The organism is Paenibacillus sp. EZ-K15 (assembly GCF_002573715.1).
Taxonomy (GTDB): domain Bacteria; phylum Bacillota; class Bacilli; order Paenibacillales; family Paenibacillaceae; genus Paenibacillus_AQ.
In genome coordinates, this window is record NZ_PDHM01000012.1 from 163,064 (window position 1) to 190,056 (window position 26,993).

Annotated in this window: 26 protein-coding genes and 1 other annotated feature; of the genes, 24 read left to right on the plus strand and 2 right to left on the minus strand. The window is 52.1% G+C overall.

The features are described 5' to 3' along the window. The first annotated feature begins 14 nt into the window (after window positions 1-14). From CRG97_RS08790 to CRG97_RS08805, 4 genes are all read left to right on the plus strand, one after another. On the plus strand, window positions 15-896 hold the full coding sequence (locus CRG97_RS08790; protein WP_098742668.1) for an ABC transporter permease: 882 nt from the start codon (window positions 15-17) through the stop codon (window positions 894-896). A gap of 44 nt (window positions 897-940) precedes the next feature. Continuing rightward, window positions 941-1,975 carry an ABC transporter substrate-binding protein gene (locus CRG97_RS08795; RefSeq protein ID WP_098742669.1) on the plus strand — a complete coding sequence of 345 codons (1,035 nt, stop codon included), beginning with the start codon at window positions 941-943 and terminating at the stop codon, window positions 1,973-1,975. Window positions 1,976-2,025: 50 nt separating this feature from the next. Further along, window positions 2,026-2,688: a cysteine hydrolase family protein gene (locus tag CRG97_RS08800; protein ID WP_098742670.1), complete on the plus strand. Its 663-nt coding sequence runs from the start codon at window positions 2,026-2,028 to the stop codon at window positions 2,686-2,688. A gap of 98 nt (window positions 2,689-2,786) precedes the next feature. Beyond that, the gene (locus tag CRG97_RS08805; RefSeq protein WP_098742671.1) at window positions 2,787-4,190 is read left to right on the plus strand and encodes an MFS transporter; all 1,404 of its coding nucleotides are present in this window, start codon (window positions 2,787-2,789) and stop codon (window positions 4,188-4,190) included. A gap of 66 nt (window positions 4,191-4,256) precedes the next feature. Here CRG97_RS08805 and CRG97_RS08810 read toward each other — a convergent pair whose 3' ends face one another. Beyond that, window positions 4,257-5,330 (minus strand): M42 family metallopeptidase, encoded by a 1,074-nt coding sequence (locus CRG97_RS08810; protein WP_098742672.1) that lies wholly within the window; start codon window positions 5,328-5,330, stop codon window positions 4,257-4,259. 555 nt (window positions 5,331-5,885) lie between these two features. Here CRG97_RS08810 and spoVAC point away from each other — a divergent pair. The 20 genes from spoVAC (at window position 5,886) to leuS (ending at window position 26,128) form a co-directional block, all read left to right on the plus strand. Then, window positions 5,886-6,374, plus strand: coding sequence for a stage V sporulation protein AC (spoVAC, locus tag CRG97_RS08815; RefSeq protein WP_098742673.1), 489 nt, complete (start codon window positions 5,886-5,888; stop codon window positions 6,372-6,374). A 6-nt stretch (window positions 6,375-6,380) separates the two neighbouring features. After that, entirely contained in the window at window positions 6,381-7,394 is a 1,014-nt protein-coding gene (gene spoVAD, locus CRG97_RS08820) for a stage V sporulation protein AD (protein ID WP_098742674.1), read from the plus strand. Window positions 7,395-7,398: 4 nt separating this feature from the next. Further along, entirely contained in the window at window positions 7,399-7,749 is a 351-nt protein-coding gene (gene spoVAE / locus CRG97_RS08825) for a stage V sporulation protein AE (protein WP_015734153.1), read from the plus strand. 175 nt (window positions 7,750-7,924) lie between these two features. Then, on the plus strand, window positions 7,925-8,881 hold the full coding sequence (locus CRG97_RS08830; protein WP_076320542.1) for an AAA family ATPase: 957 nt from the start codon (window positions 7,925-7,927) through the stop codon (window positions 8,879-8,881). 2 nt (window positions 8,882-8,883) lie between these two features. Next, the gene (locus CRG97_RS08835; protein WP_098742675.1) at window positions 8,884-10,131 is read left to right on the plus strand and encodes a DUF58 domain-containing protein; all 1,248 of its coding nucleotides are present in this window, start codon (window positions 8,884-8,886) and stop codon (window positions 10,129-10,131) included. Beyond that, window positions 10,128-12,368 (plus strand): DUF4129 domain-containing transglutaminase family protein, encoded by a 2,241-nt coding sequence (locus CRG97_RS08840; RefSeq protein ID WP_098742676.1) that lies wholly within the window; start codon window positions 10,128-10,130, stop codon window positions 12,366-12,368. The genes CRG97_RS08835 and CRG97_RS08840 overlap by 4 nt, the downstream gene beginning before the upstream one ends. Before the next feature lie 239 nt (window positions 12,369-12,607). Further along, window positions 12,608-13,138 carry a YqeG family HAD IIIA-type phosphatase gene (locus CRG97_RS08845; protein ID WP_098742677.1) on the plus strand — a complete coding sequence of 177 codons (531 nt, stop codon included), beginning with the start codon at window positions 12,608-12,610 and terminating at the stop codon, window positions 13,136-13,138. Next, entirely contained in the window at window positions 13,135-14,262 is a 1,128-nt protein-coding gene (gene yqeH / locus CRG97_RS08850) for a ribosome biogenesis GTPase YqeH (RefSeq protein ID WP_076320546.1), read from the plus strand. Before CRG97_RS08845 ends, yqeH begins: the two co-directional genes overlap by 4 nt. A gap of 55 nt (window positions 14,263-14,317) precedes the next feature. Beyond that, entirely contained in the window at window positions 14,318-15,172 is an 855-nt protein-coding gene (locus CRG97_RS08855) for a shikimate dehydrogenase (RefSeq protein WP_098742678.1), read from the plus strand. 111 nt (window positions 15,173-15,283) lie between these two features. Further along, complete coding sequence (gene yhbY, locus CRG97_RS08860) at window positions 15,284-15,574, plus strand: ribosome assembly RNA-binding protein YhbY (RefSeq protein WP_076320548.1); 291 nt, start codon at window positions 15,284-15,286, stop codon at window positions 15,572-15,574. Window positions 15,575-15,640: 66 nt separating this feature from the next. Then, window positions 15,641-16,231: a nicotinate-nucleotide adenylyltransferase gene (locus CRG97_RS08865; protein ID WP_098742679.1), complete on the plus strand. Its 591-nt coding sequence runs from the start codon at window positions 15,641-15,643 to the stop codon at window positions 16,229-16,231. After that, window positions 16,215-16,793, plus strand: coding sequence for a bis(5'-nucleosyl)-tetraphosphatase (symmetrical) YqeK (gene yqeK / locus CRG97_RS08870; RefSeq protein WP_098742680.1), 579 nt, complete (start codon window positions 16,215-16,217; stop codon window positions 16,791-16,793). Before CRG97_RS08865 ends, yqeK begins: the two co-directional genes overlap by 17 nt. Continuing rightward, window positions 16,790-17,137, plus strand: coding sequence for a ribosome silencing factor (rsfS, locus tag CRG97_RS08875; RefSeq protein WP_071222884.1), 348 nt, complete (start codon window positions 16,790-16,792; stop codon window positions 17,135-17,137). The genes yqeK and rsfS overlap by 4 nt, the downstream gene beginning before the upstream one ends. Next, entirely contained in the window at window positions 17,134-18,036 is a 903-nt protein-coding gene (locus tag CRG97_RS08880; protein WP_076320551.1) for a CvfB family protein, read from the plus strand. Before rsfS ends, CRG97_RS08880 begins: the two co-directional genes overlap by 4 nt. A 42-nt stretch (window positions 18,037-18,078) precedes the next feature. Further along, window positions 18,079-18,849 carry a class I SAM-dependent DNA methyltransferase gene (locus tag CRG97_RS08885; RefSeq protein WP_098742681.1) on the plus strand — a complete coding sequence of 257 codons (771 nt, stop codon included), beginning with the start codon at window positions 18,079-18,081 and terminating at the stop codon, window positions 18,847-18,849. A gap of 325 nt (window positions 18,850-19,174) precedes the next feature. Then, window positions 19,175-20,041: a sugar phosphate isomerase/epimerase family protein gene (locus CRG97_RS08890; protein ID WP_098742682.1), complete on the plus strand. Its 867-nt coding sequence runs from the start codon at window positions 19,175-19,177 to the stop codon at window positions 20,039-20,041. 25 nt (window positions 20,042-20,066) lie between these two features. Further along, window positions 20,067-21,236: a Gfo/Idh/MocA family protein gene (locus CRG97_RS08895; RefSeq protein WP_098742683.1), complete on the plus strand. Its 1,170-nt coding sequence runs from the start codon at window positions 20,067-20,069 to the stop codon at window positions 21,234-21,236. A gap of 20 nt (window positions 21,237-21,256) precedes the next feature. Continuing rightward, a complete protein-coding gene (locus CRG97_RS08900) occupies window positions 21,257-22,330 on the plus strand; it encodes a Gfo/Idh/MocA family protein (RefSeq protein ID WP_098742684.1) in 1,074 nt (357 codons plus the stop codon). Window positions 22,331-22,414: 84 nt separating this feature from the next. Beyond that, window positions 22,415-23,296 (plus strand): AraC family transcriptional regulator, encoded by an 882-nt coding sequence (locus tag CRG97_RS08905; RefSeq protein ID WP_098742685.1) that lies wholly within the window; start codon window positions 22,415-22,417, stop codon window positions 23,294-23,296. A gap of 40 nt (window positions 23,297-23,336) precedes the next feature. After that, window positions 23,337-23,597 (plus strand) — a binding site (T-box leader). An 89-nt stretch (window positions 23,598-23,686) separates the two neighbouring features. Beyond that, the gene (gene leuS, locus CRG97_RS08910) at window positions 23,687-26,128 is read left to right on the plus strand and encodes a leucine--tRNA ligase (RefSeq protein ID WP_098742686.1); all 2,442 of its coding nucleotides are present in this window, start codon (window positions 23,687-23,689) and stop codon (window positions 26,126-26,128) included. On the opposite strand, the gene comER is transcribed toward leuS, so the two are convergent. Beyond that, entirely contained in the window at window positions 26,109-26,951 is an 843-nt protein-coding gene (gene comER / locus CRG97_RS08915) for a late competence protein ComER (protein WP_098742687.1), read from the minus strand. The genes leuS and comER overlap by 20 nt on opposite strands. Window positions 26,952-26,993 lie beyond the last annotated feature (42 nt).

Here is a 26,993-nt window from a genome sequence, read left to right on the forward strand (position 1 = left end):
GAGGAGGGAAACCGATGGAAACTGCACGCAAAGAGGCTTTTATCGTACATGCCGTAACGCCAGCGGAGCCTGCCACAGGTTCATCAAAACGGCCGGAGATTGTGCCCTACATCTTGGATGAAGAGGCGATGGAGCGTCGCAGGAGCCGGCGGATCGTCTGGGGTCGGACTGCTGTGGCTGTAATTGTTTTTCTGGTATGGGAGGTGTTCACCCGGATCGGCCTGCTGGATTCCTACTATTGGAGCAGCCCGAGCGCGATTCTTCGCACGACCTGGACCCAAATGACCGAAGGAACCCTTCTCCGTGACATTACGTATACTTCCGGCTCGACGATCCTTGGTTTTCTGTTCGGAACCTTGCTTGGCGCACTGCTCGGACTATCGTTTTGGTGGTCAAGATCCTATGCCGGCATCAGCGAGCCGTATCTTATTATTTTGAATGCCATGCCCAAGCTTGCTCTGGCACCTGTACTCGTCATACTGCTGGGAATCGGATTTTTTTCCAAGGTGGCGCTGGCTTTCTCTATGACGGTTGTCGTTTCGGCGCTATCCGCATACAGCGGCGTGAAGAGCGTGGATCCGGATATGGAGAAGCTGATGTATTCCTTGGGCGCTAAGCGGCATCAGGTTTTTACCAAGGTCGTTATCCCATGGTCCATGCCCTGGATTATCAGCAGCTTGCGGATTAACATTGCGCTTGCGCTGGCAGGTGCCATCGTGGGCGAGTTTATTGCTTCAAGTCAGGGCGTCGGCCGCATGATCATGTATGCGGGGACGATACTGGATATCAATCTCGTGTGGGTGGGCGTCGTCGTCCTGTCGCTGCTGTCCATGGTGATGTACTGGGGCGTGGTGGTGCTGGAGAAGTGGTTATCCAAGGGATTGACCAAACAATAGACAGAATAACCGAACTCATTATTTCTATTAAAAGGGGAATTCATATGAACCAAAAAATGAGGAAACGTTCACTGTTGTTCGCACTGCTCATGGTCACCGGTCTGCTTGGAGCCTGCAGCAATGAGAAAAGCAGCAGCACCGCCTCCGGTGATGGGAAGCTGAAGAAAATCGTGATCGCCGAGCCGCTTCACTCCACGGGATATCTGCCTCTGTATGTAGCACAGCGGGAAGGCTTCTTCGAGAAAAGAGGGCTCGACGTCGAGGTCATCCAAGCAGCAGGAGGAGCGCACGTAACCGCCGTGGTCAGCGGAGATGCCTGGGGCGTGATCGGCGGGACGGAGTCCAATGCCTTGGCTAACAACAACAATTCCGATCCGATCATCTCGGTCGTGAATGTCGTCAATCGGGCGAACGTGTATTTAATGGCCAAAAAAGACACCGCGCCTGCGAGCAATTCCCCCGAAGACCTGAAGGCATTTTTGCAAGGGAAAAAGATTAACGCCGGTCGCCACGGCGGCACGCCAAACCTCCTGACCCGCTATCTCCTGATTCAGCTTGGACTCGATCCGGAGAAGGATGTGCAGCTGCTGGAACCGGCAGACGGCTCAACGGTGGTGACGATGGTCCAGCAGGGTGCGGCCGACATTGCGAACGGAGCCGAGCCGCAGATCAGTGACGGAATATCGAAGAACGTATGGGAAGAGCCGTTCTACAAGTTTCATGATCTGGGGGATTTCTCGTATTCGGTTCTCAGCGTGAAGAAGTCTACCATCGAGAAGGATCCGGAAGCTGTCCAAAGCTTTACCGATGCCATTGTCGAAGCGCTAAAAGTTGTGCAGACGGATAAAGAGCTGGCCAAGAAGAACCTGAAAGCCGAATTCCCGACGTTGTCCGATGATGCCATCCAAGCTGCGCTGGACCGGGCCTATGCAGACAATCTCTGGAGCTTGGACGGGCTGATCTCGGAAGAGGCGTTGAAGCATGATATGGATGTCATGATCGAGACCGGAATTTTTAAAGGGGATTATACCTATGAAACGCTGGTGGATATGCAGTTTGTGAACAATTCCAACAAGTAAGAGGCAAGGTTCATTATTACTAATACACGATCTGAAGGAGAGAGAGTTGGATGAAATCTTTATATCAACTGATGCTTGGAAGCAAAGCGGCGGTCATTGTCATTGATGTGCAAAATGATTATTGCCATCCCGAGGGGGCGTTGTCTCAAGCGGGATGCGATGTTATCGGGGTGGCAGAGATGATGCCGCAGCTGCATAGGCTGCTTCATTCAGCCAGGGAGCTGAACGTGCCCGTCATTTTCATTCAGACGCTTCATGAGAAAGCGACGGATTCCGCCGCATGGACCACCAGGTCCTCGGGACGTTCGGCTAACGTATGCCGGTGGGGGAGTTGGGGCGCGGAATTTTATGAGGTATCGCCGGAGGAGGGCGATATCATCGTCAATAAACACCGGTACAGTGCTTTTGTGAATACAAGGCTGGACTCGGTATTGAAGACGCTGAAGATCGAGACCCTAATCATGACGGGAGTCAGCACCAATGTATGCGTGGAATCAACGGCCCGAGACGGGTTTATGTTGGATTATCATATTGTGCTTGTAGCGGATGCTTGCGCATCGTATTCGCAAGCGGCGCATGACATGACGCTCCAGAATATTGAAGGCTATTTCGGGAAAGTTAGTGAAGTGGCGCAGATTATCGATATTTGGATGGATCAAATGCCTGAGGAACGGCTGCGGTCGATGTCGACCGCTCAGCCGGCTATCGGCTAGCTTGTCAGAACTTGGTTCAACCAGGGGAAGCTCTCCGCATGCGGGGGCCTTTTCTATGAACGGCACAGAAATTAATGAATAAAGCGGGTGAGTCCTGCATGAATAACAGATCAAGGATGATCGTCCAATATACCATTTGTTTAGGTGCATTTCTGTCCAATCTGTCGGCCGGCATGTTCCACATTGCGCTTGTTGATATCGCCAGAACGTTCGATTCCACCATCCCTACGGCACAGTGGATTGTCACCGCCTATTTGCTCGTCATCTCCATATTACTTCCGGTCATGGGAAAGCTGGGGGATATGCTGGGTAGGCGGAAAATCCACAATATCGGCTATTTTGTGTTTATGGCAGGGGCGCTCTGCTGCGCCTTGTCACCTTCATTAAACGGACTGATATCTTCGCGAATTCTGCAAGGCGTAGGAGCAGCCATGTATCAAGCCACCAATATGGCGCTGATCGTCTCGGTATTTCCGAAGGAGCAGCGAGGTAAAGCGCTCGGGCTCATCAGTACGTTTGTCGCTGCAGGCTCGATGGTCGGACCGAGCCTTGGCGGAATACTGATTCAGTGGTTTTCGTGGCGGAGCAATTTCTGGCTGCTGACGGCCATTTCTCTTATTGCATGGTTGTTCGCTCAGCGCTTCATTCCGAAGGACGAACCGGAAAAAAGCGTAAGCCGATTGGATGTGCCGGGGGCTGCCTTGTTTGCGATATCCCTAACCGGACTGGTTACGGCCGTGAATATGGGGGCTCAGCGGGGCTGGGGTTCCTGGCAGGTTACGCTGCTGTTCATCGTATTCGGAGCGGGAGCTGCTTCATTCATCGGGTGGTGTCTATCATCGCGGTGGGAACGAGGAGGGAAGGGGAAACTCCCGTTTATGAAGCTGGATCTGTTTCGGGATGCAGGCGTTAGCGTGGGAATCATCATCACCATCATTACCTATATGGCGGCTTTCTCTGCTCAGCTTGTGCTGCCCGTGTTTTTGCTGAGCGAACTGGGCGTTGAACCTGCCACGGCAGGGCTGATCATGATGGGATATCCGTTGTCGCTGATCATATTCTCGCCACTGAGCGGGAGCCTGTCGGACAAGCTGGGGACATTCCCGTTATTGTCAGCCGGGCTGCTGCTCATGACAGCAGCGTTAATTGTGCTTGGTTTTGTATCGCCGGCATATCCGATCTTCTTCCTGATTCTGCTTATCGTCCTGCTCGGCGGTTCCATGGGTATCATTACGCCGCCGAACAATTCCCTGGTGATGGGCAGGACATCCAAAACGGACCTCGGCCTGATCAGCAGCATTTTGGCACTGTCACGAAATCTGGGGATGATGTTTGGTACGGCGGCGGGGGGTGCCATGCTGGCGCTCCCGAGCCAATTGGCAGGGGGACTTTTAGGATTTCGGATGATATTTGTGCTGAATACAGCGCTGGTTGTTATTGTCTATTTAACGATGATCATATCCTTTCGGTTCGCACGGCATAAAGAGACGTTATCTTCATAAGGAAGAAGTAAGAAAAAGGGTATCCGCGGTCTCTTTGAGACCTGCAGGATACCCTTTTCTTATAGATTATGCCCGGTCGAGAACCGTCTGGAGTGTCGTGCGATCCAAACCTTTCACGAGCTTGATCAGAAGTTCTTTAGCAGCTTCGTAGTCGTCCGTGTGGATGATGGAAGAAGAAGTATGGATATAGCGGGAGCAAATGCCGATAATGGTGGACGGAACGCCGATGCCGCTAAGATGCACTTGGCCTGCGTCCGTGCCGCCCGGCGAGACGAAGTATTGGTATTTGATTTTGTTCGTCTCCGCCGTATCTTGAACGTACTCGACCATTCCGCGGTGAGTCAGCATCGTCGGATCGAAGATGCGAAGCAGTGCGCCTTGACCCAATTGGCCAAACTGGCTCTTGTCCCCCATCATGTCGTTTGCCGCGCTGGCATCCAATCCGAAGAAAATATCAGGTTGAATCAGGTTGGCCGAAGTACGTGCTCCACGCAGTCCGAGCTCTTCCTGGACGGTTGCACCGGCGTAAACGGTGTTAGGCAGCTTCTCGCCATGGAGCGCCTGGACTAGCTCGATTGCCAGGCCGACGCCATAGCGGTTATCCCACGCTTTGGCCATGATTTTTTTCGGATTGGCGAGCGGCGTAAAATCACAGATCGGAACCACCTGCAATCCGGGACGAATGCCGAAAGCTTCTGCTTCCGCCTTATTGTCGGCACCGATATCGATATACATGGTCTTGATGTCGACCGGCTTGCTGCGCTGCGCTTCATCCAGCAGGTGCGTCGGAATGGAGCCGACAACCCCGACGACAGGGCCGTTGTCTGTAATAATTTGCAAGCGCTGAGCAAGCACGGCCTGACTCCACCAGCCGCCGAGCGGCTGGAAACGGACCATACCCGCTTCGGTAATGCCGGTTACCATGAATCCGACTTCATCCATGTGACCGGCTACCATGACTTTTGGACCTTCATCGTTACCGCGAAGAACGGCGAACAGACTGCCCAGCCGATCCTGCACGAACTCATCTGTATATGGCGAGAGGGTATTCTTCAACCAGGAACGAAGTTCCCTCTCAAAGCCCGGTGCAGCCGGGAATTCCGTCAAAGTACGAAATAATTCCAGTGTTGATTCATTCATTACGAAATCGCTCCTTTAGAAAAGGTATGTAAGAGTTTTTCCTTTTCTAGTATGCCCCTATATATCTGAAAAGTCTACAAACCCGTGCCGCTGAGGCTACGTGATTTAAAAGCAAATGGAACAAGCACCCTGCATCCGGGAAAGGAATACGATGTAGAAACGAAGTGGAATTTTTGTTGTCCGAGGGAAGGAGCAGAGTATGAAGCACCATGGGATTGAGGTAAACGTCTATCATGCCGAAGTCAGAGAACTTCTGCTCATTATGGTCCTGTTCATTCTCCTCGTCATTTTGCTGAAATACATTCTTATATAATGATCCGCTCCAGCAAAGATGACAGGCGAGTCTTACTTCAGCTTTCAGGGATATTCCTGAAGGCTGATTTTCGTGCGGGAGGACCTTGATGTTGGACAAGCCGTGATTGCCAATTGATAAGGATGATTTTCCAAACATAAAGGCAGTTGATTCAAAGCATAATGATATCGAGTGATATCCATAATGGCTCTTTAGCGTTTATAAAGGATTCCATACTTAAATAAAAGCGGAGGTGTATTGAAATGCCAGGCTCTAACCAAAAGCCTAAGTCTGATATCACCACAATGAGCTCGGGGGAATATCAGGCGATTGCCAAAAAGCATGAACCTCCCCGCCCCATACTTAAAAATTGCCTGCGTGCGTTTTTGGTGGGAGGTCTCATCTGTTTGATCGGCCAATGCATTCAGCGGTTTTTTATGTCCGTGTTCGATATGAGCACCACCGAGGCGAGCAATCCGACGGTCGCCGTGCTGATTATACTCTCCGTCATTCTGACCAGCTTCGGCGTGTATGACAAAATCGCGCAATGGGCGGGAGCAGGCAGCGCCGTGCCGGTCACGGGGTTTGCGAACTCCATGTGCTCCGCAGCGCTTGAGCACCGTGCGGAGGGTTTGGTCCTCGGGGTCGGGGCCAGCATGTTTAAGCTGGCGGGATCTGTCATTGTATTTGGTACCGTGGCTGCGTTTATTATCGGTATCATTTACGCCATTTTTGGCATTGAGGGGAGGTAACGAGAGATGAAGGTAATCGGCCAAACCTGGCAGTTCGAGAACAAACCGGTCATTATTGGCGCGGGGACGATTGTAGGCCCGGAGGAAGGCGAAGGGCCACTCGCCAATGATTTCGACTATGTCTACGACAATATTGAGATTAACGAAAAAACATGGGAAAAGGCGGAGCGGAAACTGCTGGAGGATGCTTCGAGAAAAGCGGTAGAAAAGGCGGGCATCAAGGAAGACCAGCTGCAGTTTTTTGTGGGCGGGGACTTGATGAACCAGATCATTAGCAGTTCGTTTGCCGCTAGACAGTTGGGAGTGCCTTACATTGGCGTATTCGGTGCTTGCTCTACATCGATGGAGAGCCTCGCGATGGCCTCCATGCTCGTGGATTCAGGAGGGGCCAAGTATGTCATGGCCGGCACTGCAAGCCATAACTGTACAGTTGAGAAGCAGTTCCGTTATCCGACGGAATACGGATCGCAGAAGCCGCCGTATGCGCAATATACGATAACGGGAGCAGGCTGCTCCGTCATTTCGGACAAGGGAGACGGTCCGGCTGTCACGTATGCCACCATTGGCAAGGTGGTCGATCTGGGTATCAAGGACCCGTTTAATATGGGAGCGGCGATGGCTCCGGCGGCAGCCGATACGATAACGAAGCACTTTAAAGACACAGGTCGGCAAGCGAAGGATTATGACCTGATCGTGACCGGTGACCTGGCCTCGGTCGGACTTCCGATCGCCAAAGATCTCTTGAAACAAAATGATGTCATCATGGACGGCACAGTATTTGCCGATTGCGGCTTAATGATCTACGACATGGAAAAACAGAAATACGTTAATGCAGGGGGCAGCGGCTGCGGCTGCTCGGCTGTTGTCACTTATGGCCATATTTTGAAGCGGATGCGCAAAGGCGAATTGAAAAAGGTGCTGGTCGTTGCTACCGGCGCCTTGCTGTCGCCTCTTTCTTACCAGCAGGGTGAGAGCATTCCATGCATCGCTCACGCTGTAGCCTTAGAGATGGGAGGATAACACAATGCAGTTTTTATGGGCGTTTATTATTGGTGGTCTGATTTGCGTCATTGGGCAAATTATGATGGACGTTATTAAATTGACACCGGCACATACGATGAGTACGTTAGTGGTCGCCGGAGCCATCGCCGACGGATTCGGATTGTATGAGCCGCTTGTCAAATTCGCGGGAGCCGGAGCCTCCGTGCCGATCACCAGTTTTGGTAATTCGCTTGTGCATGGCGCCTTAACGGAGCTGGGGAGGGACGGCTGGATCGGGGTCGTGACGGGGATATTCGAAGTCACCAGTGCAGGGATATCCTCGGCCATCATTTTCTCGTTCCTGGCCGCTCTGTTTGTTCGTCCGAAAGGATAAAACTAGAATCATCAAGAAGGAGAGGACCCTGGCATTATGCCGGGGTCTTTTCCTGTTTATAGGGACGATAAGAAGGTGAATAGGCAAAATATCTCTTCGAATGTACTCCGGGACCTCGATCATGTACAATAGTACTAAAATAAGTATTTATTCCCTTACAGGAGGTTAGTCATACATGCCCGTAAGCCAAGAATCCATGAAAATCATTACCTCGGTGCGAACCAATCTGGAGTCGTGCCTATTAGGCAAAGAATTTGAGATCCAATTGCTCCTTACGGCGCTGCTCGCTGGCGGACATGTACTGATCGAGGATGTGCCCGGCACAGGAAAGACCCAACTGATCAAAGCATTAGCGAAATCCATGCAGGGAGACTACCGCCGCATTCAGTGTAACCCGGATATTCTCCCGAGTGATATAACGGGCGTTTCGGTATTCCACCCGAGAGACGAAATGTTTTACTTCCGTCCAGGTCCAGTCATGACCAACATTTTGCTGGCGGATGAAATCAATCGAGCGACAACCAAGACGCAATCGGCCCTGCTTGAGGTAATGGAGGAGCGCAGCGTAACAGTGGATGGAGCTACCCACGAGCTTCCGCATCCCTTCATGCTGTGCGCGACCCAGAACCCGATCGATTTTGAAGGCACCTATATGCTCCCGGAAGCACAGCTGGACCGGTTTATGCTGAAGCTGAGCCTGGGTTACCCTGATGCTGCCACGGAGAAGCAGTTGATGTACCGTTCGCGGGACGGACAACTGGCGGACAAGCTTCAGCCTGTGACGCATATGGATACCATTTCGGCTATTCAACGTGAGATTCGCGAGGTATTCATCGGTGACCCCGTCGCCGATTACTTGCTGAATATTACCCGGTCGACCCGCGAACACCCTTCCGTTATGCTGGGCGCAAGTCCCCGGGCAACGCTGTCATTCATGAATGCTGTTAAAGCTTATGCCTTCTTGCAAGAGAGGGATTACGTTCTGCCAGATGATGTGAAGACGCTGGCTCCATACGTACTTTCGCACCGGATCATGCTGCGTCCGGAAGCCAGGCTCGACAATGCGAGTCCCGAATCGGTGCTCGAGTTTATACTGCGTCAGGTCAAAGTGCCTGTTCAGATGGGGAGATAGGCATGCGCCGCGCTGTTTCGTTATTTTTGAATGGCATGCAGCCGTCTAGACTGGCAGCGGTATTGGCGGTATGGTGCCTATGTCTTTTGTATGTATTATTTCAGGGGGGCAAAACCTCGCTCATGCTTTTCTCCATGGTCAGCCTTCTGACGATCTATTTGATCGGTGCAGGCTTTGGTGGGGTCAATCGTGTGAAAGCCCAGCGAAGAGTGCTGGGAGGAACGGAGCAAGAAGGAGAACCTCTTCACGCCGGTGAACAGGTTCGCGTGAAGCTGGAGGTCCATGTTCCGGGATTGCTTCCGATGCCCTATATGATCGTGCGTGAAGTATTGCAAAGGCACAACGGCGACTCCTGGTCTTTTGAAGATAGCGTCATTCCGAACCTTCGCGGTGCGGGCAAACTTGTATTTCAGACCCCTCCGCTTGAACGGGGGCGGTACGCTTTTTCAAAGACGGAATGTATCAGCGAGGATATTTTCGGATTAATGGAGCATAAGGGACGAATTGAAGTTCAGACCGATTTCCGCGTTCTGCCAAGAACAATATATATTCCCAAATGGCAGCGAAACATACGGAATTCAAGATTGGGCGGTACGCATACCACGGTTTCGGCTTCAAGACGGGAAACAACGCAGATTAACGGAGTTCGCGATTATGTATATGGCGACCGGATCTCCCGGATTCACTGGAATGCAACGGCGAAGACGGGCTCGTGGAAGTCGAAGGAATTTGAGCATGAATCGTTTCCCAGAACGATGATCGTGCTGGACTGCACCGCGGACGGATATGATCATGCCCAGCAATTCGAGCTCGCCGTATCGGCAGCTGCATCGCTGATCGAGTATGGGGCCAAGGAGCATGCGGGTACAGGCTTGTTCACGGCTACCCGAGAAGCTCAAATGTTCGCTCCCGCCGATCACGCCGGAGAGCGGATGCGCATGATTCAGCATTTGGTTGACGTGGATTATAACCGTAAAACCAAATTGATTGCTTCCCTGGAGAAATCCTATCGCCATTTCCCAAAAGGAGCCCTGTTCCTGCTGATCAGCCCGATGAGCGGCAAGGACGCTTCAGAGATCATGCGCTGGGTAGAAACCAGGGGAATGAACCCTTGCTTCTTGCAAATTAACAATTCCAATGAAACGAAAAAACGCGATGAATCCATATCGCTTCTGCAATCCCGGGGGATTTCAAGCTATTCGGTTTCTTCCCTTGATGAGCTTCCGGCTGCGCTGGGAGGTGGTGCATGATGAAGTTATGGCTGGACAAACTATCTACTACCTTCTTTAGTACTTTAACGATGCTATGGATCTGGATCATCGGGATGCAGTGGGTCTCCTTTACGGAGACGATATGGCTCTCGGAAACGACAGCCATCGTTATTGCAGCATTAACCATTACGGCGGTTACCGAAGCGCTGCTGCCGATCAAGCAAGGTTACCGGGTGCTTATCCAGTTTGTTTTGATCTTGTATTGTGTGTACAGTTTGCTGAAAACTTACGGTAATCCGGTTCCCGCCTTCGGAGCTGAAGGCGTTCTGACCGAGGAAATCATGTATCTTTTTCCTTATTTGTGGTTTGCTATCGCCGCATGGGCCGCTTTTCTGTTCCTTACGCGGTGGGCCAAAACCAAGGCGCGCGTGCTTTTTGTAGTCGGGATCAACGTCATCGGTTTTGCCGTGCTGGATTCCTTTACGAAAATCGTGCTGTGGGATGAGATCGCCTGGGTGGTCGGAGCAGGGATGGGCTGGCTCGTATCCAGCCATTTTAACCGGTTCCGCAGGCGCTTTCCGCAGGGTTGGGTCAATTTATCGAAGTATCCGTTTAAGATTATCGCCAACATTCTGGTCATCTTCTCTTTGATCATTGTGGCCGGCGTGAATATGCCGCATGTGAAGCCGACATTAACCGATCCTTACACGGCGTGGAGAGAGTGGAACGGAGTGCCGTTATCCGGCAGTAGTACAACCGGGACCGGAACCCTTATCGAGTCACCGTCTGAAAGCATGTCCGGGTATGGACGAGAGGATAATAACCTTGGCGGCGGTTTTAATTTCGACTATTCACCGGTGATGTCGATTACCTCGGATGAACGCAGCTATTGGCGAGGGGAGACCAGAGCCGTATACTCGGGAACAGGTTGGGCGGACGGAGCCAGCAGCCGGCGTTCCGGTACGGGCGTGGGCATCGGTGAGGATTTGCCGGGAGAAGCCAGCGCATCCGTACCTACCAAAACGTTGGAGCAATCGGTAACGATGCTGAGTGATACGGTGTATCCGGTATTGTTCGGTGCCTACACCGTTCGTCAGTTGGAGAATTTGGATGAGGATATCGATCCGGATCGGCTCAGCTGGGTGACCGAAGGCGCGGAAATGCATCTGGACGACGTTCGTAATGCGGACTACCCGAAGAGTTATACCTTAACGTCGCAAGTGCCCGTGATTCCAATCGATGAGCTGAGCACCAGGACTTATGAGGAACTATATTCCAGCTCGATTGACGATGCTTATATCCAGATGCCGAGAAACTTTCCTGACCGCGTTTCCGATCTGGCAGAAGAAATTACCGCGGACGGAGATACGCCGTATGAGAAGGTCATGCTCTTGCAACAATATTTAACGAGCAACTTTACTTATACCAACACACCGGATCTTACGCGCAAGAAGAGCGATGATTTTGTGGATGCGTTTCTGTTTGAAATCCAGGAAGGGTATTGTGATTATTTCTCTACATCCCTGGTGATGATGACACGGTCGCTGGATATCCCCGCGCGCTGGGTCAAAGGCTACGCGCCGGGAAGAATGACGGCTTCGGAGTACGTTCCGGCCGATGGTCAAACCACGATTGAGCCCGGAAACTATACCGTTACGAATGCTGACGCTCATTCCTGGGTTGAAGTATACTTCGGTGAGTACGGCTGGGTTCCTATTGAAGCAACACCAGGCTTCAGCATGCCGATTCTGACGGCCGACACAGACGCTAAGCCTGTAATTGAGGAAGAAGTTGAAGAAGAAGAGAAGGCAGAGGACAAGGCTACGCCAGCCGCAGCCTCTGATCATCAGCAACCTGTCTGGGTTAAAGTTGTTGTCACGGCAGCCGTGGTTGTTATCGTATTGTGGATTCTGTACATCGTGTGGAGAATGCGCATCAGCCTGCGTTTTGCCGGGGCACGCATTCGGGCGGGCAAGCCGCTGACGGCAGCGGATAAAGTCATTGCCGAAACCGAACGATGGATTCGTTCCGTGCAGCGCCGAGGCTTAGTGAGGCAGGAACATGAAACCCTCCGTGAATCGGTTGGCCGCTGGGTAAGTGCACACCCTGAGCTGGGAGCAGAGCTGATACCGCTGCTGCAGCAATTTGAAGCGGCTCGGTACAGTCCGGCTGAAGTGAAGGAGGAGCAATGGCGCTCGGTCCAACATGATGCTCAGAAGCTGAAGAAGTCCATTAAGAAGGTCCGCATTGTATCCGAGAAACGTCTATCAACCTAATCCAAGAAGACAGACCTCGTGATGGTGGTTGTTGTTGCGTGTATCAGGATAACTCGATATGAATACGTTCTGATATCCGGTCATTTCAAGACCGCCCGGTCCGCTTCCAATTAGCCGCCGGGTGGTCTTTTGCTAGTAAAGTCAGCGGTGCGGTATAAGGGAAGAAAAAGGCTCGTGATTATTTTTACTAAGGAACCGGAATATGGTATAGTTTTTCGTATGAAATTGAGGTGACGAACTTGTTTGAAATGTTAATTCCAAAGCTCCGTGTCAATACGGTTTTTGATATTAACCTAGAGGAATTATATGAGCAGGGGTATCGGGGGATCATTACCGATTTGGATAATACTCTTGTAGGGGCGAAGGCACCGGTTGCCACGCCGGAACTGGTTGTTTGGTTCAAAAGGGTGAAGGAGATCGGTTTCCAGCTCATCATCGTCTCGAATAACCAGCTGGAACGCGTGTCTAAATTTGCGACGCCGCTGGATATCCAGTATGTGCATGAAGCCCGTAAACCAAGCAATACCCCGTTTCGCAAAGCGATGAAGATGATGGAGCTTACGCCGGAGAAAACGGTAGTTGTCGGCGACCAGATGCTGACCGACGTATATGGCGGGAATCGGCTGGGTCTGTATACGGTACTGGTTATGCCCATCGCCATCAACGATGAGGGATGGTTTACGCGCCTGGTCAATCGCCGGGTGGAGCGCATCGCATTGACCCGTTTGCGCAAAAAAGGATTATGGATGGAGGAGGAACCGAAATCATGACGTTGCCTACTGGCGGAGAAGACATCAAGAAGTGCAGCGGCTGCGGCATACAGCTTCAGAGTGCAGCACAGGACAAGCCGGGCTATTTGCCGGAGAAGGCTTGGGACCGCGATCCGGTTATTTGCCAACGATGTTTCCGGATTAAGAATTATAATGAAGCGTCCTCGGTTGCCGTAGACCAGGATGAGTTTTTACGGCTGCTGGGACAGATCGGCGGCAAGAATGCGCTTGTCATTCATATCGTGGATCTCTTCGATTTTGAAGGCAGCCTTATTTCGGGGCTGCAGCGGTTTGTCGGCAACAACCCGGTTATTCTGGCCGTTAACAAGACGGATCTTCTGCCGAAGGTCACCAATTGGAATAAGGTTCTCAATTGGGTACAGAAGCAGTGCAAGGAGCATGGCCTGAGAACCGAAGACATCGTGCTCTGCAGCGCGAAGAAGAATCAAGGCTTTGAGCGGTTGCTGGAGACGGTAGCGCATTACCGAGGCGACCGGGACGTCTACGTGGTTGGCGCCACGAATGTGGGTAAATCCAGCTTGATCAATCGCCTGATCCGCGACTACAGCGATTTAGATCAGGAGCTGACCGTTTCCCGTTATCCGGGAACGACGCTGGATATGGTCAATATTCCACTGGACGACGGCCGGTATATTATTGATACGCCGGGCATCGTGTACCCTTGGCGCTACAGCGAGCTTGTGAGCCGTGAGGATTTGGGGACGGTTATGCCGGAAAATCCGCTGAAGCCGATGGTTTACCAGTTGAACGAAGGGCAGACGCTATTCTTCGGAGGTTTCGGCCGTTTTGATTTTCTCCAAGGAGAGCACCAATCCTTTACTTGCTTTATCAGCGGCAGATTAGGGATTCATCGGACCAAGCTGGAGCGAGCGGATTCGTTATTTGCTGAGCATGCCGGAGAGCTGCTCTCACCGCCGACCAAAGAACGGATTGAAGAACTGCCGGAATGGACAAGACATGAAATCCGTATTCCTAAGGGAACCCGCCAAGACGTGTTTATCTCAGGGCTCGGCTGGATCAAGATCAATGGTGAACAGGGAGCGCTCGTGGCGGTTCATGTCCCTAAAGGAATCAAAGTTCTGTCGCGTCCATCCTTGATATAATTGATGAATCGCTTTGGTATACCGCCCGGTTTATCATGGGAGAGATAGGGGAGAAATGAAAGTGAATCCAATGATCGAGCGTGATTATTTGCTCCTTGGCGTAATGGGGGACCCGATCGGTCACTCGAAATCACCGGCCATGCATCATGCGGCGATCACAGCCCTGGGATTGTCAGGGGCCTATGTGCCCCTTCATATACGTCCGGAGGGGCTTCGTGACGCCATCCAGGCTGTCAAAGCGCTGGGATTCCGCGGGGTGAACGTAACGATCCCGCACAAGGTGGAGGTTATGAAGTATCTGGATGTCGTCGATGAAGGGGCGCGGCGCATCGGTGCCGTGAATACCATCGTCAACGACAATGGCCAATTGACGGGTTATAATACGGATGGGATCGGATATGTTCGTTCATTAAAGGATGAAGCCTGTCCCGATCTTAAGGGGAAACGCATCGTCGTCATCGGCGCTGGCGGAGCGGCCAGGGGGATCATCTATGCCCTTACCGGAGAAGGGCCTGAGAAGATATCCATTGTGAACCGGACATCCGCCAAAGCGCTGGCGTTGGCCGAGGAGTGGAGCTCGCTTGCCGACTTGAGGGGATACGGAGAGGATCATGCCAGAGAGGCGTTGTCGGATGCCGATGTTGTGATCAACACCACTTCGGTGGGCATGTTTCCCCGGGTTTCCGAGCTTCCCATTCCAATGGAGTATATACCGGAAGGGATCGTTGTCAGCGATCTGATCTATAATCCGTTGAAGACCGAGCTGTTACGGGAAAGTGAGCTTCGGCAATGCACGGTGCATGGCGGACTTGGGATGTTCATCAACCAAGGGGCGTATGCATTCGAGTATTGGACAGGTCTGACGGCGCCTGTACAGGCGATGAAGGAAGCGGTTCTGACCAGTTTCTAAGTCGAGGTTTAATATCTTGTTTATTGATTAATGCTTATGCAAAAGCTACAATATAGCTTTCGACAAGCAGCAAGCTTTAATAATTGAATATTTAAGGAGTAATGACCAAGCATGTTAACAGGAAAGCAAAAACGACATTTACGTTCGCTTGCGCATCATCTGGATCCGCTGTTCCAGGTAGGCAAGGGAGGCAGCAACGAGCATCTGATCCGGCATATTTCCGAGGCGATTGAGAAACGTGAACTCATGAAAGTATCCGTCCTCAACAACTGTCTTGAAGACCCGCGCGAAATCGCCGAGGAGCTTGCTGAAGGTGCCGGAGCCGAACTGGTACAGGTTATCGGCAAGACGATTGTGCTTTATAAAGAATCGAAAGACCACAAAACCATCGAATTGCCGTAAGGGAGCCCTAATAGCTCCAGTTTAGCGGATATAGAATAACTCTCTTATTAGGGGAGGTGAACCCGAATGAAGGTAGGGATAATGGGCGGAACCTTCGATCCCATTCATATCGGGCATATGCTCGCAGCCGAGTGCGCGCGGGACGCTTACGATCTGGAAGAGATATGGTTTATGCCAAGCCATATCCCCCCGCACAAGGAAGATGCTGGCGTAACCGGCCTGATGAGGCTGGAGATGACCGCTGAGGCAGTAGCCGACCATCCATCTTTTCGTACATTGGATTGGGAAGTGAAGCGCGGCGGCGTATCCTATACGGTAGACACGGTCAGAGAACTGCGGGAAACGTATCCCGAGCATGATTTCTCGTTCATTATCGGAGCGGATATGGTAGCGTATCTTCCCAAGTGGAATCGGATCGGGGAGCTGGCGGACATGCTGACGTTTATTGGGCTTAACCGTCCCGGAACCAAGCTATCGGTGGATGATCTGCCTGATTTCCTGCAAAAGGTGGTAGTGACAGCGGAGATGCCGTTGATCGAAATATCCTCCACCATGATTCGGAGCAGAGCCGCATCAGGTTCGTCCATCCGTTATATGGTGCCGGACCGTGTATACGATTATATTGTTAGGAGCGGTATTTATGGAGTACAGCCGTGATGAACTCATTGAAGTGGTATCCTCCCAGATGCCGGCCAAGCGCTGGGAGCACACAACAGGCGTAATGGAAACCGCGGTCATCCTTGCAAAGAGGTTCGGGGCCGATCCGGTTAAGGCGGAATTAGCCGCTATCCTGCATGATGTGGCCAAATACTGGCCCGTGCAAAAGCTTCATCAAATGATGGTGGAGCATGCGCTCTCCGAAGAGCTGCTCCATTACGATAAGCAGCTTTGGCATGCTGAGGTAGGCGCATTCGTAGCGGAGCACGAATATGGCGTGACGGATGCCGAGGTGCTTGACGCCATCCGCTACCATACGTCTGGGCGCATAGGCATGACGCTGCTTGACAAGGTGGTCTGTCTTGCGGATTATATGGAGCCGGGACGGGATTTCCCCGGCGTGAATAATATTCGCGAACTGGCCAACCATAGCCTTGAAGAGGCGCTTGCAGCCGGTTTTGATTCGACGATCGGACATCTGCTTTCGCGCAGACAAATCATTTTTCCGTTGACGGTACTAGCCCGCAACGATCTAATTAAGCAATTGGAGGCGAATTCATGACGTTGAAACCGAATGAATTATTAAATGTGGCAGTGACTGCCGCTGAAGATAAAAAAGCGATGGATATCGTGGTTCTGGATCTTAGAGGAATTTCCCTGATCGCAGACTATTTTGTCATTTGCCATGGTAACTCGGATACACAAGTGCAAGCGATCGCAACCGAAATTCGTAAACAGGCTCATGATGCAGGAGTAGCTTTGCGCGGACTGGAGGGAATGGATGCAGCCCGCTGGGTGCTGATGGATCTCGGAGACGTGATCGTTCATATCTTCCATCGCGATGAGCGCGAATATTACAACATCGAACGACTGTGGTCGGATGCTAAAGTGGTGGAGAACGTATGAGTCTGATTGCCGGCACATTAACGAAACTCGTCGTTTCCAGAGAAGTGTCCCCTTATGGTTATTTTCTGGATGGCGGAGATCGGGATGTGCTTCTTCATTATTCGGAGCTCACGGGTAAGATTGAGCCGGGGGATACGGTAGAGGTCTTTATATTCTTTGATACGGAAGACCGCCTGGCCGCTACGATGAAGAAGCCTTACCTTACGTTGGGTGAAACCGCTAAGCTTGAGGTGGCGGACGTCCATCCGCGCCTCGGCTGTTTCCTCGAGATGGGGCTTGGCAGGCAGCTTCTGCTTCCAATCCGAGAATTGCCGGAGTTGCGGGAGCTTCACCCCCAAGTGGGAGATCATGTGTTTGTCATCATGGAGCATGATAAGCAAGGACGACTTCGCGCGAAACTCGCCGGAGAACAAGAGCTTGCTCCGCTTGCGTTCCATGCGCCTGAATCGTGGAAGGGCCAATGGTTCACAGCTCTGGTGTACAAGCCGCTCCAGATGGGCACGTTTGTCATCATCGATGGCGGTGTGATCGGTTTCGGCGCGATCGGCATGATCCATTCCTCGGAACGGACGCGTATGCTGCGGCTTGGTGAAGAGGTGAAGGTCCGGGTCAGCCATATCCGGGAAGATGGCAGGGTCAACCTGTCCATGGTTCCGCAAAAAGAGATCGGCCGGACGGATGATGCAGACCGGCTGCTTGCTTTTCTGAAGGAGCGTCCGGGCCATGGGATGCCGTATTCGGATGAAACGCCGCCCGACATCATTAAGCAGCGGTTCGGCATTAGCAAATCCGCCTTTAAACGCGCGCTTGGCAAGCTGATGAAGGACGGTTTGGTTACGCAAAAGGACAGCTGGACGTATATGGTCAATCAAGAGGAGAACTCCGGATCAAACGAATAACCCGGCAAGGTAGGGGAAGCTTCTAAGGAAAGTGGTGTCATCATGTTGTCTTACCGCAAGTTTGCTTACGTATATGATCAACTCATGGAAGACATGCCGTACCCGGATTGGATTCGTTTTGCGAGAACCGCCTGGGATAAGCACGGAATGCCAAAAAGCGTCGTTGAGCTCGGGTGCGGGACAGGCAGCATTACCATTCCGCTCGTGAACTCCGGTTTCGAGGTAACAGGAATTGATCTGTCGGCAGATATGCTCTCAGTTGCCAGACGCAAGCTGGAGGGTACACCCCAGGGGCATCGATTGTTCCGGGAAGGCAGCGTCCGCTGGGTACAACAGGACATGCGTTCGTGGGAGCTGCCCGAGCAGGTGGATTCCGTCATTTCATTTTGTGATTGTGTGAACTACCTGCTGGAGGAAAAGGACATTCGTTCCGCATTTACAAGGACCTACAACGGTCTCAAGGAAGGCGGCACGTTCCTGTTTGATGTGCATCACCCGAACACACTGCTTCGATACGACGAAGAACAGCCCTTTGTGCTGGACGAACGGGAAGTGTCCTACATTTGGACATGCGACCTGGATGAAAGACGGATGGAAATTGAGCATCATCTCTCCATCTTTGCACGTGATGGCCAAGACCCTACGGTCTACCGTCGCTTTGAGGAAACGCATGTGCAGCGGGGATATGACCCCGAATGGATGAAGGTCGAGCTGGTTAAGGCCGGATTCCGGGATGTGAAATGTTATGCCGATTTTGAGTGGATGGAAGCGGGCCAGGATGCATCCCGGCTGTTCTACGTTGCCGTAAAATAAACGAAAAAATCCTTTTATGAGAAGCACTTTCTTTTGTCTGTAGCGACAAAAGAAAGTGCTTCTTTTTCGTTGTGCATGGATTCATTATATTCAAAGACATTTCTTTTCCGCTTTATTTGACTGTAGTTAAGGTTCGGTAGCAGGGATATGGGTTTGCTTCCGAGACTGTGCTACGATGAGGAATAGATAGGATGAACAGAAATGAGAGCGCTATCTCAAGAGATGTTTCTATGCATCCGGCGTGCTCTGAATGACCGTATTTGAGTTCAATGATGATCAAATGATGCATAAGCTAATCTATTGGGTCGAGAGAGGATGAATGAGCATGAAACTGTCTGTATTTACAGTCGCAACTCCTGACTTACAGCCTGAGGAGTTGGCAAAAGCCGCGGCGGATGCCGGTATCGAAGGAATCGAATGGCGTTTCAAGGAGATTCCGGAAGAAGCTGCGGGGGAGAAGCCCTCCTTCTGGAGGCATAACCGCTGCTCCATGGATCCAAACGGCACGCAGGAGGATTGGCTCAGGTTTCAGCAAGCAGCCGACAAGCATGGCCGGCGGAGTCTTGCGGTCGTCCCTTATCTGACATGCGGCGACGTGGAAGCAACGGAGAAGGTCATGCAAGCGGCCAAGCTGATCGGAGCCTCCTTTATTCGCGTGGGTATTCCGGGATATGACCGAAAGCGAAATTACAATGAACTGTACGACCAGGCGGTCCGTTATCTGCATGAGGTACAGGATCTCGCTGCGGCATACGGGGTCAAGGGAGTAGTGGAAACTCATCATCTTACGATCACTCCGAGCGCGGGATTGACGCACCGGCTTGTATCCCGCTTCAATCCGCAGCATATCGGCGTGCTGTATGATCCGGGCAACATGGTCCATGAAGGTTACGAGAACTACCGGATGGGCTTGGAGCTTCTTGGTCCCTACCTGGCCCATGTCCATGTGAAAAACGGGGGTTATCGCAAAACGCCTTCCGAGGATGGCACCTCGGCGACGTGGTCCGGGGAATGGGTCCCGCTTGCCCAGGGGGCCGTCCCATGGAAGCAGGTTATACAGGATCTGCAGTCGGTTGGTTACGAAGGTTATTACGGGATCGAGGATTTTAGCGGAACGTTCCAGTCCAGGGAAATGCTTGTTCGTTTTGCCGAGCAGATGAAGTTGTGGTCAGATCAGAAACAAAACGCGTAGGTCACTTTTGAAGGAGGCTATAGATATGGAGCAGGTAAGAGTAGGGGTAATCGGACTGGGGATGGGTTTTTCGCATGCCAGATCGCTGGCGTCCGGGCGGATCAAAGGCGCGCGGCTTAGCGCAATATGCGATCTGAATCCAGCCAAGCAGGAAGAAGCGAGGGCAACGCTGCCTTCGGACGTAAAAATTTGGAGTGATACGGACGCTATGATCTCATCGGGGGAGATAGATGCGGTAATTATTGCCACGCCCCATTATGCCCATCCTCAAGTAGCGATCGAGTGCCTGAATCATGGACTCCATGTCCTGATCGAGAAACCGGCAGGCGTTTACACGAAGCAGGTACGGGAAATGAATCGCGCGGCAGAAGCCAGTGACAAAGTGTTCTCAATTATGTACAACCAGCGCTGTAATCCGCTATACAAGAAGCTGAGAGAGCTTATTGCTGACGGCGAACTCGGTGAAGTTCGGAGGATGAACTGGATCGTAACGAATTGGTACCGGTCCCAGAGCTATTATGATTCAGGCGGATGGCGAGCTACCTGGGCTGGAGAAGGCGGAGGGGTGCTGATTAACCAGTCCCCGCATCAGCTGGACCTCTGGCAGTGGACGACCGGCATGATGCCAAAGAGAATTCGTGCATTTTGCGCCTTCGGTAAGTACCGGAACATCGAAGTCGAAGATGACGTGACGTCTTATGCGGAATACGAGAATGGTGCTACGGCCGTCTTTATTACGACAACGGGTGAAGCCCCGGGCACTAACCGATATGAAGTGACGGGAGACCGCGGAAAAATCGTTATCGAGGACGGCAAGCTCACCTTCTGGCGCCTCCGTGTGCCAGAGCCGGAATTCAATCGGGAGTATACCGGGGGCTTCGGCGAACCGGAATGCTGGAAATGCGAGGTGCCGATCTCGGGGGATAATCCGCAGCATAGCGGCATTATCCAGAACTTTGCGGATGCTATTTTGCATGGAACGCCATTGATTGCCCCGGGTGAAGAGGGAATTCATGGATTGACGCTGTCCAATGCCATGCATCTGTCCACCTGGACCGACAATTGGGTTGATCTGCCTCTTAACGAAGAGCTGTATTACGAAATGCTGCAGGAACGGATCACACATTCTTCCGCTCAGAAAACGGTCAAGGAGATCGGGCAGGTGGATATGAGCAAAACGTTTGGATCCTACTAAATAATCAGGAGGCATGTGGTATGGACCGCAGTAATGGAATGCTCTATGCGCCGGTGGGCAAGGCCCAGCCGGTGTGCAAGCCCGGAGAGTTTATGTTTGCCGCCATGTCGCTGGAGCATGGGCATATATACGGCATGTGTAACGGATTGATCGAGGCCGGGGCTACGCTGAAGTGGGTGTATGACTCAGACCCCGCGAAGGTTGCGGCTTTTTGCAAAGCTTACCCAAGTGTAACCGTCGCTTCGTCGGAGGCACAGGTGCTTGAGGATGCGGAGGTTCATCTGGTAGCGGCTGCGGCCATTCCTTCGGAAAGATGCGAACTTGGCCTGAAGGTCATGTCGCATGGGAAGGATTATTTTACGGATAAGACGCCTTTCACCACGCTGGAGCAGGTGAACGCTGCTCGCGCGAAGGCGGCGGAGACAGGCAGGAAGTACATGGTCTATTACAGTGAACGGCTGCATGTAGAGAGTGCCGTCCATGCAGGAAGGCTGATCCAGGACGGAGCAATCGGGCGAGTGGTGCAAGTGATGGGAACAGGGCCGCACCGTTTAAATGCGTCTTCCCGTCCAGACTGGTTTTTCCGTCATCAACAGTATGGTGGCATTCTGTGTGATATCGGCTCCCACCAGATTGAACAATTTTTATTTTTTGCCGGCTGCCGCGATGCCAAGGTGCTCAGCAGCAAGGTGGGCAATTATGCGAATCCGGATTACCCGGAGCTGGAGGATTTCGGAGATGCGACGCTTGTGGGAGACAACGGGGCCACGAATTATTTCCGTGTCGATTGGCTGACACCTGGAGGCCTTGGCACCTGGGGCGACGGAAGAACCTTTATTCTGGGTACGGAAGGATACATCGAGCTTCGTAAATACATCGATATCGCAAGGCATCCGCAAGGCGATCATCTGTACCTGGTTAATGGCGAGGGAGAGTTTCATATGGAGCTTCAAGGCAAGGTGGGCTATCCATTCTTCGGGGAGCTTATCCTGGATTGTCTGGAACGTACGGAGCATGCCATGTCCCAGGAGCACGCCTTCAAAGCCGGAGAATTGTGCGTCATCGCCCAAAATGAGGCCGTGCGCATTCCATAAAATCATTTATAATAGAGAAAACCCCGCTTTGTTGAGGGTTGAGGATTAGACAACTCCAAAATCGCTAAAGGGGCGATTCTCTAGATGACCTCATCTGCCGATATGATGCCAGGATTTGACCGCATGCAGCTGCAGGCGCCGTTCGATCTGACCTATTACAATGAACAGCCGTTGTCTGGAGGGCAGTTTCACTCGCATGCCTTTTATGAAATTTATTATTTCCATGAAGGACGCTGCACTTATTTGATCGGCGATTCCGTTTTCACGCTGAAGCCGGGGGATCTGCTCTTGATGAACGGACTTACGCTTCACTGTCCGAATGTAGAGCCTGATTCCAGATATGTCAGAAGTATTCTGCATTTTGATCCGGCCTGGATTTGCAAGGGGCTTTCGGAGACGGCCAGATCGATACTGCTGGACCCCTTCGAAACGCTGCGAAATCATCGCATGACACTGACAGGGGCGAACCGGGGCGAATTTGAAGGCATGCTGGCCGATATGCATCGCCTCTCGGCATCCACGGCCGGTTTTCGTCAGGAACGGATAACTTTGCGTATTCAGGAGATGATGTACGTCATCGCGGACTGGTGCCAGGGTGCTGTGCAGGATCAGGACTCCATCTCCGAGAAAGAACGGCATGTCCAGCATGTCGTGTCGTTTGTCGAGGAAAATTATATGCAGGATCTTACGCTGGAGCGAATCGCCCGCGATATGCATATTACGAAGCACTATTTATCCTCCTTGTTTAAGGAGGTTACTGGAACGACGGTGTTTAAATATTTGTATCACCGGCGGATTAACCAAGCTAAAATTTTGCTCAGGCTCCACCCTCATCTCAGCATCACAGAGATCAGCCAGGCGGCAGGCTTCAAGCATTTGGCTCATTTCAGCAGGATGTTCAAGGCTATGGTCGGGACGACACCGGAATATTATCGCAGAAGCGGAGAAGAGCTTTCGTTGACTTGATCGTACTTTTTGGGTATAATAGCCACATTAAAACGGTAATATGAACGCGATGATGAGGATCAATCGTTCCACTTTCGATCATGCAGAGAGCCGGTGTCTGGTGAAAACCGGTTGACGATAGGAATGAACTCGCCTCGGAGCAATGGTGTTAACCCGGCCGTCGGAGGGCTGTATTCCGGCAGATTCGGCCGCTGAAGCATCGTCGTCTCATCCGCGATAAGGATGCAAAGGGAGTGAAAGGCAAAGCATGCCTTTGGCTAACTAGGGTGGTACCACGGGAATCAAACCTCTCGTCCCTAGCGATCAGCGCTATGGATGATGAGGTTTTTTTGTTTTTTTGGGCAATGGCATAGGCCTTGCCTCTCGACTGCGAAGGAGGAGCAATGAAGTATGACGGACAATCAACCAACGGGCCACGGCTATCAGCCGCAGGCCATCGAACCGAAGTGGCAGCAATACTGGGATGAGAACAAAACCTTTAAAACGGAAGATTCATCATCCAAACCGAAATTTTATGCGCTGGATATGTTTCCGTATCCATCAGGCGCAGGCTTGCACGTAGGGCATCCGGAGGGGTACACGGCGACTGACATCGTGTCACGCTACAAGCGGATGCGCGGATACAACGTGCTTCATCCGATGGGATGGGATGCCTTCGGTCTGCCAGCGGAGCAGTATGCGATGGACACAGGCAAACATCCTCGCGAGTTTACCGTGCAAAACATTGATACATTCCGCCGCCAGATCAAATCTCTCGGCTTCTCGTATGACTGGGACCGCGAGATCAGCACCACCGATCCGGAATATTATAAATGGACCCAGTGGATCTTTATCCAGCTCTATAAGCGCGGCCTTGCCTATGTGGCTGAAGTGCCGGTGAACTGGTGCGAAGCGCTCGGTACCGTGCTTGCGAATGAAGAGGTCATCGACGGCAAGAGCGAACGCGGAGGCCATCCGGTCGTACGTAAGCCGATGCGTCAATGGATTCTGCGTATTACCGAATACGCGGATCGTCTCCTTGAAGATCTGGATGAATTGGACTGGAGCGAGAGCCTGAAGGATATGCAGCGTAACTGGATTGGCAAATCCACAGGCGCTGAGGTTCGTTTTGACATCGAAGGGTACGATGGTCATCTGGAGGTGTTCACAACCCGTCCAGATACGCTGTTCGGGGCAAGCTACTGCGTCCTGGCGCCGGAGCATGACCTCGTGGATAAGATTACGTCAGCCGATCAGCGTGAAGCCGTAAAGGCTTATCAAGATCAAGCGGCTCGTAAAAGCGACCTGGAGCGGACGGATCTGGCCAAGGATAAAACCGGTGTATTTACGGGTGCGTACGCTATCAATCCGGTAAACGGCGCTAAAGTGCCGATCTGGATCGCGGATTACGTGCTTGCTGGCTATGGAACGGGAGCCATTATGGCGGTTCCGGGTCATGACAGCCGCGACTGGGAGTTTGCGAAGCAATTCGGTCTTCCGATTATTGAAGTTGTTCAGGGTGGAAATGTCGAGGAGGAAGCATACAGCGGCAGTGGCGCGCATGTGAATTCCGGCTTCCTGAATGGGTTGGATAATGAAGAGGCTATCCAGGCGATGAATGAATGGCTGGAGCAAGAGGGCAAGGGCAAGAAGAAGGTAACTTACCGTCTGCGCGACTGGCTGTTCAGCCGTCAACGCTACTGGGGTGAGCCGATTCCGATTCTGCATCTGGAAGACGGAACGATGAAGACCGTGCCGGAGGATCAGCTTCCATTGTTGCTGCCGGATGTGGATCAGATTAAACCGTCTGGTACCGGCGAATCGCCGCTGGCTAACGTTACGGAGTGGGTGGAAACGGTAGATCCCGAAACGGGCATGAAAGCCCGCCGCGAGACCAATACGATGCCGCAATGGGCTGGCAGCTGCTGGTACTACCTGCGTTATATCGATCCGCGTAATAATGAGGAATTGTGCTCCAAGGAGAAGCAGAAGGAATGGCTGCCGGTTGACCTGTACATCGGTGGTGTGGAGCATGCGGTGCTTCATTTGCTGTATGCACGCTTCTGGCACAAAGTATTGTATGACCTGGGTGTCGTCGATACGAAGGAGCCTTTCCAGAAGCTGGTCAATCAGGGTATGATCCTGGGCAACAATAATGAAAAAATGAGTAAATCCCGCGGCAATGTCATCAATCCGGATGATATTGTTAACGAATACGGTGCCGACACGCTGCGCGTGTACGAGATGTTCATGGGACCGCTGGAAGCGACCAAGCCATGGAACACCAACGGGGTTGAAGGAACGCATCGTTTCCTCTCCCGCGTATGGCGCCTGTTCATCGGAGACGATGGTCAATTGAACCCTAAAATCGTGGCAGGCGAGGGTACGGACGAATTCAAACGTACGCTGCACAAAACGATTAAGAAAGTAACCGAAGACTTTGAACATATGCGCTTTAACACAGCGATCAGCCAGCTGATGGTATTCATCAACGAGGGATACAAGACGGAAGAGCTTCCGCGCAAAGCGATGGAGAACTTCGTTCAGCTGCTTTCCCCGCTGGCCCCTCACCTGGCTGAAGAGCTGTGGAGCCGTTTAGGCTACACGGAGAGCGTAACCTACGTGCCATGGCCGGAGTATGATGAGGCTTGGACTGTAGAGGCCGAAGTTGAGATTGTTGTTCAAGTTAACGGCAAAATCGTAGAACGTGCCAAAATCTCGAAAGACATGGACCAAGAAGCCATGCAACAACATAGCCTCTCCCTTCCGAATGTCAAGCAGGCGCTGGAAGGAAAGAGTATTCGCAAAATTATTGCCGTACCGGGTAAACTGGTCAATATCGTGGCCGGTTAATCGTAAAACCGAAGGCAGCATCCAGTTTGGTCAAATCCTCCTCATACTTGTCGTGTGTGGTTTTGATCAATTGGTAGAACAATCCGTTCAGGTTTGAATCGAGCAGAGCCAAAGCCTGGGCCGTGATGCCTCCGGGAACCGCAACCCGCTCTTGCAGCTGTTCGGGGGAGAAGCCCTCCTCCGTTAGCAGCTTGCCGGTGCCAAGCAGCATTTCACCGGCTAATGCATTAAGGGTCCTGCGGTCGATTCCGGTCATTTCAACGGCAGCGTCGATCCATTTTTCCATGAATAAACTTAAAAAAGCAGGCCCGCAGCTGGAGAAATCGGAAGTGATTCGCGTGTGCGATTCCAGTATCTCGAGCGGCCTGCTGATATAAGACAGGAGGCTTTCTATAAGCTGCCTGTCTTCTTCTTTTATTCGGGAACCATACATGCATAACGATGCTCCGCCTCCGGTTAAGTTGGTGATGCTCGGTATGATTTTCGCCACCTTGCAGGGCAGCGATGATTCCAGATGGATCAATTGGACCGGACTCGTGATAGATATCGCGATTTGCCGGGCTTCAAGCCTGTCTTTGATTTCGCTGATGACCGATTTGAATTCAAGCGGCTTGATACATAGGAATAGCAGATCGCTCTGAGAAGCCGTCTCCGTGTTACAACTGCATACCGTCAGACCGGGATGACGTTTTGCCAGCTGCAGCGGCTTTTCAGGGCTTCGGTTGCTGACCCGAATCTGCTCAGGCAGGAGTGCGCCCGATTGAATGAAGGCATCGATCAACAGACTACCCATGCTGCCCGTACCGATAAAACCGACCTTCATGTGTATGTTCCCTCCTTTCGCGCTTTACGGCAGAAATGTACC